This is a genomic window from Brevibacterium picturae, from assembly GCF_030453725.1.
Lineage (GTDB): Bacteria > Actinomycetota > Actinomycetes > Actinomycetales > Brevibacteriaceae > Brevibacterium > Brevibacterium sandarakinum_A.
Genome location: NZ_JAKDJU010000298.1, coordinates 1 through 2318 on the forward strand (window position 1 = coordinate 1; position 2318 = coordinate 2318).

The window sequence follows — 2318 nt, forward strand, 5'->3', positions numbered from 1 at the left end:
TCTGGCACGATGAGGAGCGTGGGCGAAACCAACGGAGCGCAAGGGGAGCAGGGTTCAATGCAGAGCCTCGAACAGACACTGGCTGCAGTCGAAGGAATCGGTCGAGACCTCAATGCCGTCACCTCGGTGATGGGCGATCGCGCACGCACCCTTGAGAAGAAGTCAGCGGAGCGTGCCGCCGCCGGTGAAGAAGCACGAGCTCTCGAGGGCATTCCCTTCGCGGTCAAGGACGTCATCGATGTGGCTGGATTCCCCACGACGATGGGGTCGAACGTCAGCAGTGGACCCGACCCGAGTGCATCGGCTCCGGTGGTGAGTCTCTTGGAGCGCGCCGGTGCGCTGCCGGTGGTGAAGACGAACTGTCAGGAGTACTCCTACGGCATCCTCGGTGATGAGAGTGCTTTCGGGCGAGTCATCAACCCGGTTGACCCCGCGCTGTGCACCGGTGGGTCAAGCTCGGGGTCGGCAGCTCTCGTTGCTGCCGGAGTGGTGCCGTTGGCGCTGGGAACTGACACCGCAGGTTCCGTGAGAGTGCCCGCCGCCTGTCAGGGCGTCATCGGGTTCAAACCGACCTTCGGCACAGTCTCGGCCGAAGGGGTCTTCCCACTGTCGCCGTCCTTCGACACGGTGGGCCTGTTCGCACGAGACCTGCCGCTGCTCACCGCAGCCTTCAGGGTGATCTCTGGGAATGGGGCGGATGCAAGTCCTGCAGTCTCCTCACCTGCAGAGACGCCGAGGATCGACCTGAGCCTACTCAACGCGGCAGACGAATCGGCCGCGGGGGTACGAGCGTGGGCGAGCGAACATCTCAGTGGATCGGGGAAGGCAACGACCACCTCGGCGAACGTCGATTATCTGACGGAGCTCATTGAGCGGGGGATCGACTTCTATGACATTGTGCGCCGCTATGAAGCCTATGTTCTGCACAAGCAGTTCCTGGATGACCAGGGCGAGCAATACCAGCCAGGCGTCTGGGCGAAGATCCTATCGGGCCAGAACATCACCGAGGCCGAGTATCAGTCCAATGTGGCTTCCTTGGAAGAACTTCGGGCTACCGCCGAATCGTTCTTCGACGACGTTGACTTCATCATTACGCCCGCTATGGATGGTGAAGTAGCCGCGTGGGATGAGCTTGGACCGGAGTCTGCCGCGAAATTCATGCGCTACTCCTTGCCATTCAATGTTCTCGGGTGGCCGGCAGTGACGTTGCCGATCGGTGCAACCGTGGGGGAGGCCCAGAGTCGCATGGCAGCTGGGGCCGACTCACCTGGGTCGGCCAAGCAGGCGAAACCCGAGTCGGTGCAGATCGTCGGCCCACCGCGCAGTGATGAGAAGCTGCTCGAATTCGTCTCTAGGCTCTGATCGGGTCTCGGCTAGGCTGAAGACGAATTCAGCAGCCACGAACGAAGCGGAGCCGCCCCGTTATGAGGCCCACGCACAGCCAGATGATCACGATCACCGATGACATGCGGGCGAACGTGGCGATGGTGCCAGCCCTGGTCGTCGGCCTTGTGCTCGTCCTGGGCCTCGACTTCAACCCGCTCGGCGCGGAGGCAGGGCAGCTGGGGGATGTCGTTGAGAAGCTCATCGCGATCTTCCTCTTCGCGTGGCCGATCTTCGCGCTGATCTATCTGCTGTGGACTCACGCCGGGCTGCACGAACTCGACGAAACCGAGCTCATAGTGCACTCGCGCTGGGCGCTGGCTCGCAAGCGGCGCTGGTGGTCGCGATACTTCAGCAACGGCGGAGCCGTGTCATGGGCGACTTTGGCTGCGTACGTCGCGATCGTGCTCAACATCTACCTCGTCACCATGGGCTCGGACGGGAGCATCGTCCTATCCGTGATTCTCGGGCTGGCGAACGTGGTCGCTTCGTGGTCGGTCATGGTGTACTCGTTTGCTCTGGAGTTCATGCGACTCGACCTCGGCGGAGGGGGAAGCCTCGGCGCCAGGCAACTCGAGTTCGACATGCCGGAAGAGCGGGCATTCGGTGACTATCTGACGTTCGCGGTGCTGTCCTCGACGATGACGGCAGCTCTGCCAGGGCGAGCAATCACCCGCGAGGGATGGAAGATGGTGCGCAGCAATGTCATTGTCGCCTTCGTCTTCAACTCGGTCGTCGTGGCGACGCTGGTGTCGATGTTCCTGTCCTACCTCAAGATCTGAGGAGTGTCTGACCGGCGCGGTCAGGCGAAGCGGTGCCTACCGACAAGTGCAGCGCACAACGAAAAGTGGGGGGGCCCCGGGGGTGTGGTCAGGGGGGCCCGCCCGTCATTGGGGTGGGTGTGGGGGGGGGCGGAATGTTGTGGGGAGACCAAA

Annotated in this window: 2 protein-coding genes; both read left to right on the forward strand. The window is 62.6% G+C overall.

Annotated features, from left to right (window positions below; genetic code table 11):
- Positions 1–1362 (forward strand): amidase (locus tag L0G76_RS15790; RefSeq protein ID WP_304358083.1); only part of this gene is annotated, 1362 nt, incomplete at its 5' end.
- 62 nt (positions 1363–1424) lie between these two features.
- A complete protein-coding gene (locus L0G76_RS15795) occupies positions 1425–2165 on the forward strand; it encodes a DUF1345 domain-containing protein (protein ID WP_226823967.1) in 741 nt (246 codons plus the stop codon).
- Positions 2166–2318 lie beyond the last annotated feature (153 nt).